Annotated in this window: 7 protein-coding genes and 1 pseudogene; 1 reads left to right on the forward strand and 7 read right to left on the reverse strand. The window is 41.8% G+C overall.

Going from position 1 to position 6,349, the window contains the following annotated elements:
• Positions 1-256: 256 nt before the first annotated feature.
• Entirely contained in the window at positions 257-1,822 is a 1,566-nt protein-coding gene (locus AC5V8P_RS22300) for an S-layer homology domain-containing protein (RefSeq protein ID WP_064796974.1), read from the forward strand.
• Positions 1,823-1,909: 87 nt separating this feature from the next.
• On the opposite strand, the pseudogene AC5V8P_RS22305 reads toward AC5V8P_RS22300, so the two are convergent.
• The 7 genes and pseudogenes from AC5V8P_RS22305 to AC5V8P_RS22335 form a co-directional block, all read right to left on the reverse strand.
• A pseudogene (locus AC5V8P_RS22305) lies at positions 1,910-2,777 on the reverse strand (helix-turn-helix domain-containing protein).
• A 130-nt stretch (positions 2,778-2,907) separates the two neighbouring features.
• The gene (locus tag AC5V8P_RS22310; RefSeq protein ID WP_064796973.1) at positions 2,908-3,303 is read right to left on the reverse strand and encodes a hypothetical protein; all 396 of its coding nucleotides are present in this window, start codon (positions 3,301-3,303) and stop codon (positions 2,908-2,910) included.
• Between the two features lie 118 nt (positions 3,304-3,421).
• On the reverse strand, positions 3,422-4,405 hold the full coding sequence (locus tag AC5V8P_RS22315) for a sensor domain-containing diguanylate cyclase (RefSeq protein ID WP_064796972.1): 984 nt from the start codon (positions 4,403-4,405) through the stop codon (positions 3,422-3,424).
• Positions 4,406-4,429: 24 nt separating this feature from the next.
• A complete protein-coding gene (locus AC5V8P_RS22320) occupies positions 4,430-5,236 on the reverse strand; it encodes an alpha/beta fold hydrolase (RefSeq protein WP_064796971.1) in 807 nt (268 codons plus the stop codon).
• A gap of 86 nt (positions 5,237-5,322) precedes the next feature.
• On the reverse strand, positions 5,323-5,673 hold the full coding sequence (locus AC5V8P_RS22325) for a hypothetical protein (protein WP_064796970.1): 351 nt from the start codon (positions 5,671-5,673) through the stop codon (positions 5,323-5,325).
• A 114-nt stretch (positions 5,674-5,787) separates the two neighbouring features.
• Positions 5,788-6,291 carry a methyl-accepting chemotaxis protein gene (locus AC5V8P_RS22330; protein ID WP_231116848.1) on the reverse strand — a complete coding sequence of 168 codons (504 nt, stop codon included), beginning with the start codon at positions 6,289-6,291 and terminating at the stop codon, positions 5,788-5,790.
• Positions 6,272-6,349: hypothetical protein (locus AC5V8P_RS22335; protein ID WP_495473875.1), on the reverse strand; the 78-nt coding region annotated here is incomplete at its 5' end. The genes AC5V8P_RS22330 and AC5V8P_RS22335, both read right to left, overlap by 20 nt.

Here is a 6,349-nt window from a genome sequence, read left to right on the forward strand (position 1 = left end):
CATCACGCTAAACTGTTATTTATATTTATGAGGTCAACCAATTCTTTAGGGTTGGCCCTTTTTGCATTTGTTCTGAGGAGACGATTTGAATTGGACACGGTTATAGTTGATTTGGTTCAGAATTGGTTCAGAATTGGTTCAGAGACATTTAGTATAGTAATTCGGTAGTGTAAGAAAATCATATTAGAAGGTTAGTCATCATGGAGGATCTTAGTCAGCTCATCGTGACACCGGAAAAAACTTATGGAGGAAGTTTATGAGTAAATTCAAGTCTTTTTGTTTAACTTATCTTGCTGTTATCGTCTTATTGGGGACCTGGACATGGAGCTTTTCCGAGAGTGCCGTGTATGCAACCTCTTCACCAGTATCTAGTGTAACGGACGCTGTGTATGCTACTGAAACTACGGTAACGAGTTGGACAAATCCTTCTAACCAAGGTCAATCTGTAACGTTTAGCATCAAAACCATCTCAACCCCACAAATTTCAAAAGATTTAACCGGAACAGTTACCCTTATGGACGGTACGGATATACTAGATACGCTGACGATGAGGCCAAATGGCATTGCGAATGGATATGCCACCGCGACCTACACTACAAGCGATTTAAGTGTGGGAAGTCACCCGATTACGGCTATATACAGTGGGGATGCCCGATTTACCCCCAGTACATCTGAGCCATACATTCAGGTCGTAAATGCGTCTTCACCTTCACCTACTCCTACACTGCGGCCTACAGTAACTACAGTATTGAGTTCACTGAATCCGTCTAGTCACGGTCAAGAAGTAAGGTTTAGCGTGAGGACAACTTCGAACCCACAAACGTCGGGCGATTTAACTGGAACGGTCATCCTAATGGACGGCACGAATATATTAGATACGCTGACGATGGAGCCAGTGGGCATTTCGAATGGATATGCCAATGCATACTATACTACAAGCGACTTGAGTGTAGGAAGCCACCCGATTACTGCTATATACAGTGGAGATGCTCGATTCGCACCGAGTACATCTGAAGCGTATATACAGGTTGTAAATGGAGATACAGGTACTGTAAATACTGGCGGAACTGGTACTACTAGCAGTAAAAAAGATAAGAAGGATAGTACAGATAGCAGTGAGTCTATTGCTTCCAGCGAAACAACCACACCTTTATCGCCATCGACTTTACCGACGGATTTACCGACTCCGGTAATCACGCCAGCAGAGCAATCCGAGGTTATGCATGAGAAATATATAACAGGTTATCAGGATGGTACATTCCGACCGGATCAATCGATTACACGAGCTGAAACTGCTGCGATGATGGCAAGAATTATGAAGCTGGAGACAAAAGAAAATACAACGACTTACAAAGATGTACCTGGCACGTATTGGGCAAAAGATTCGATTATAGCACTCACGACACAGCACCTCATGAATGGATATGCAGATGGAACATTTCACCCAGAGCAACCCATTACCCGTGCTGAAATGGCAGCAATACTCGCATCCTGGAAGCAGCTTAAAGGAACGCAAACCGCAGCGTCTCCTTATACCGATATCGAAAAGCATTGGGCAAGAGATTCCATTGTAGCGCTAGCTAATGCAGGGTGGATTACCGGTTATAACGACAACAGCTTCCAACCGAATAAATATATAACAAGAGTAGAGACGGTTACAATTTTGAACACGATCTTAAAACGTGGGCCCCTGGAAGGAACAATTCAGGCTACGTGGAAGGATGTACCAGCAAATTACTGGGCATTTAGAAATATTGAAGAAGCGTCTCGTACCCATACTTCAACCATTAATTCAAAGGGTACAGAAACTTTTGTAAAATAAGCATCACATAAAAAAGCTGGAATCCTATCTATATAGGCTCCAGCTTTTTGTTTACTTAATATTTTTGGGAATGGTCACAAAAGAAATTTAAAATGCTTTCTTCAAGGACGATGATTTCACTCCGTATTCCCGGAAAAATTGCTCTGAAAAGGCACTCACGTTGCTGTACAGTCATCCCAAAACATGCTTTGAATCCTTTTTTTAATTTAAAATCGTTTAATCCAACTTTTTTGGATAATGCGATCAGTGAAGGAGGATCAATCATGCTGGACTCAAGGATTTGCCGAGCCATATGCAACTTTCTGACATCTTCTTTAGATAAGCCTTCGGGCATGGGGGTTAAATCAAATAATTGAATCATAAATCGATTTAAAATCTCCAGTGCCGCTGCTTCCATTAATAAAGGCGATCTATGCACACTTTTCAAGTCTTTGATCAAATGTTCAATCATCACTATACTTCGGTGATCCAGTTCAAAACCAAGGTGATGGAATGCAGCACCCTTCAGAATTTGATTAAATTCAATAGCTGCCTGGTGACGAGCCGCCAACTGTGAAGCCGCATAATTAAACAACGAAACAGGAATGCCAAGTGCAAATGATCGGTATTGTTCGTTAACCGGAGGATGGAAACGTTCTTTGAAATCCTGTAAAAAAATAAGAGCACCCTGTCCCATCGGGAGTGTATAATCCAGACCGGATATATTCACATAACGTCGTCCCGAAAGTGCAAATTGAAGTTCAATCATTTATCCTCTGGAAGCAAAATACGTCGGGTACGGCTCGTGATATTGAATGTGCGAATAGACAATTTCGATTCCGCTGTAAGTTGTAACTCGGTAGATATGTCCGTTACCCGCTTCCGGTAACATCATATACGTATGCTCGTTTTGTTTTCTAAACGGAGTTTTTTCTAAGTAATGCTGATATATTAATGATAGCGCATTTGAATTCACAAGCGTACACCTCAAATGTTTTCATTCATTCTGATGATTTAAATGAGAACCGTTATCATTAATATTAGCTGAATTTGAATGGTTTGACCAGACTTATTGGAATATGCTGTGGAGATGTTCGGGGAATCTATTAATCCCAATCCATATAAAACGTTGCTTTCAATTTCCCCTTCTCACATGCTGGGCAGCTTAAATGAACATGCACATTGTTTTCAATGTGTTCTTGTTCCATAACACTCGCGCATTTAGGACAAGCATAAGAAATTTTATAATGTGATGAGTCCGATATCATCTCAATAAACAGTTCATTGCGGATGTCCTGACAGACCGGACATATATATATCGCGTCATAAGCATCATATCTTGTTGAAGGATTGCCTATGAATTCCTTAATACGTCGTTTAAGGGCTGCATCTTGTACAAACGAAGCAATGGATTCCAAACTCATATATGAAAAACCGAATCCCACAAATATGTTCTTAGTAAAAACACAGCTATCACAATCCAGCTTGTACGCTTCCCCCATGTTTAACCCTCCACATCACTCATTCTTTTTATAATAAAAAGCCCGCCGTAAGAGGCAGGCTAGGCTAATTAGCTCTAAGGCGCGTCGGTCTTAATTCCCTTTATTAATAAGCCTCTATCTATTTCTTTACAAGACTTGCTGAATGTGTAACCCGGTTTCTCCCACCACTCTTGGAGGCATACAGAGCCAAATCTGCTTGATGAACGATCGATTGTTCCGTATCCGCTTGCGTGACCGTTGCCACACCAATACTCACAGTAATGCTGTATTCTCCCCAATCCCTTGAAGCTGTCATGGAGCGGTATCTTTCGGCTGTACGAATAGCTTCCTGTTGATCGTTGCCGGGAAGGATAATTACAAATTCCTCGCCACCGTAACGAGCGACAATATCCACGTCCCGTGACAGGGATTGTAGTAATTCAGCCAGATGAGTAAGCACCAGGTCGCCCACCGGATGACCGTAAGTGTCGTTAATGCTTTTGAAATGATCAATATCAATGATCAGCAGGGAAAAGGGGGTCCCTGTCTCCTGAAAGGAGGCTAGGCTAGCCAGTAACTGATCTTGAACATATCTTCTATTCTTTAGCCCAGTTAACGGATCGGTTGACGCCATCGTTTCTAGCTGGAGATTGATCCTCACTAATTCCTGCTGCTTGATTTCATATTCTTCGTGCAACCGTTCAAGCTCCTGGTTGGCTTCATTCGTCGCCTGATATAATTCCTGAAGCTTGGTTTTGGTCTGAAGTATATCTTTTTCGTGTTCAATACGCTTACGCATCACAAGCACTACACAGTCAATCACTGCTTCTCCATTTCGTTCCTGGCGAATTCCGTTTAGTAGTACAGGCATATCCTGTTGATCACTTGTGCGAAACGAAAAGTACATCTCATCGACACGCCCGTACAACTGGATGTAGGGATAAAAATAAGTATGAAAAAATAGCTTGTTGGTAACAGACATGGTCATTTCAATCGGCCGTCCGAGCAATTGATCGCGTTCATAAAGAAGCATGTCCAACAAAGTTTGATTTACCGATTGTATGATCCCAGCATCCGAAATTGAAAAGTATCCACAGGGAGCTTTATCTAATTGAATATCCATTGCATGACTGCCTTTCATACGATATTACACACTGGCTAAATATTCTTTGATTAAATTGCTTGTTTCTCCTGGTTGGCTTAAATGAGGATAATGTCCCTTTGCTCTCATCTGCTGAAGTCTGCTATTTCTAAGATGGGCATGTAAATAATCCCCTACCTCAATTGGAGCAATACTATCGTCCGAGCACTGGAGAATAAGTGTAGGAACCGAAGCATGCTGAAGATCGACACGGCAATCTGAAAAAAATGTAACCTCTGCGAATTGCCGTGCAATATGAGGATCTCTGGAGCAAAATGCCTTTTCCAATTCTTCGGTTAAGTCCTGTCGCTCGGGATTCTGCATAGCAATGGGCGCCATATAACTGGCCCAGCCAATAAAGTTCATTTGCATCATATCCAATAATTCATCAATATCACTTTTATCGAAACCACCATAATAAGAAGGCAGGTCATTCACATAGCGTGGAGAAGGACCGAGCATGACAATGCGTTCAAAATATTGAGGGCTGCGGATGGAGGCGAGCATTCCGATCATGCTGCTAACGGAGTGTCCGACGAATATGGTATTTCTTAAGTCTAACGCTTCCATAATATCCAGCACATCTTGGGCATACCCTTGCAAGTCACTGTATTTTTTCGAGTCATAATACTTTATTTGAGAATCTCCGGAACCTACGTAATCAAACAAGACGATTTGGTAGTTGTCGATAAAGCTAGGGACGATATAACGCCACATATCCTGGTCGCATCCAAAGCCGTGAGCAAACACAATCGTCTGGCTCCCTGTGCCTAGCACTTTTACATTATTACGTCGGAGAATATCAACGGTCATTGTGAATCACCTCTCTGAGGTAGTATCTGTTCTATGGCTTCTCTTCCCTATTATATCGGAAAAGTTTCGATTATGGATAATGACTCTCATTCATAAATCCAGCGTTCAATGATCCCCTCTACTTTTTGCACATGTTGCTGTGACAAGGGACAAATAATAACTAATTCGTTTTTCCCATTCGTATCTAACCAATAGTGAACGTCATCTTCTTCATGATCCGTTTCATGAATGATTCTGATGGATTTATGATTTATTTTTGATTTAGCCGAAAAAATAGGGTTCATATCTATGATTTTCTGACCATTAGAATAGGTTGTGTTGTAATAAGGAATCACCCAGTTCTCCTTATCCTGATCTTGTACTACATTTAGAAACACACGCACCCAATAATCCTCTAGTTCTGTGTAACTCTGTTCATTTAACTCATTCAAATTCATACATGTATCCACTCCAAGTTATTTATCTCCATAAACTAAAAAAAGTCGCGCCCTGTGATCTACATTTCCATGACGGAATGCACAATTCACAGACCGAGACTTTTTTTAAAATCTTTATTTTGCATCAACATCATTCGTGATTTTCTCTATTAAACCTCTCAAACCTTGATTGGTTTCATTTAATTGATCAATAATATTCATAAACTCCGACACAAGCTTGGCTTGCTCTTGGGAGGATACGGTAATCTGCGTGATCTCTTCTTCCATCTTATACACTGATTGTCTAACGGCTTGCAAGGATTGCTCAATGCGCCCTGTTGCTTCCTTGGTGCCTGTAGACATTTTGCGGATTTCTGTAGCGACAACCCCAAAACCCGCTCCTGCCTCACCCACCCGGGCAGCTTCAATCGCAGCATTTAAACCAAGCAGGTTAGTCTGCTCTGAGATTTCCTTGATGTAGCCAGCCACCTCAGTCACGTTACCGGAGTCCTCAACCGCTTTTTTCGTATTGCTTAAAATTTCCTGTGCTGTTGCACTAAGCTCCTCCGAATGGGTCGCCACATGCTGAATCCCTTCAACCAGAGACACACACGCAGCATTAATCCAGCTGTTCTCCATTGGTTTCGATCACGCTCTTATACCAATAGAAGCTTTTCTTTCTGGATCTGGCAAGTGT

It is taken from the genome of Paenibacillus sp. N119s (assembly GCF_059447605.1).